1 protein-coding gene is annotated in these 318 nt (G+C 66.0%); it reads right to left on the minus strand.

What is annotated here, in order from left to right; genetic code table 11:
* Nucleotides 1-318 (minus strand): NADH-quinone oxidoreductase subunit B (locus UK12_RS34770; protein ID WP_045307219.1); only part of this gene is annotated, 318 nt, incomplete at both ends.

The raw sequence follows: 318 nt of genomic DNA on the forward strand, positions 1-318 counted from the left end.
GGATGATCTGGTCCACGCCCTTGGTGACGGAGTACGAGTCCCAGTAGGGGCCGCCCGAGTTAGGGCAGGCGCCGAAGGAGATCACGTACTTGGGCTCGGGCATCTGCTCGTAGAGGGGCTTGACGGCCGGGGCCATCTTGTCGGTCACCGTGCCCGGGACGATCATCAGGTCGGCCCGGCGCGGTCCCGTCGCGAACGGGATGACACCCATCCGGATTGAGTCGTGTTTGGCCATCGACGCGGCGATGGACTCGATCGCGCAGCAGGCGAGGCCGAAGTTGAAGCACCAGAGGCTGTAGCGGCGCCCCCAGTTGAGCA

The sequence above is a fragment of the Saccharothrix sp. ST-888 genome (genome assembly GCF_000955975.1).
Classification (GTDB): Bacteria; Actinomycetota; Actinomycetes; order Streptomycetales; family Streptomycetaceae; genus Kitasatospora.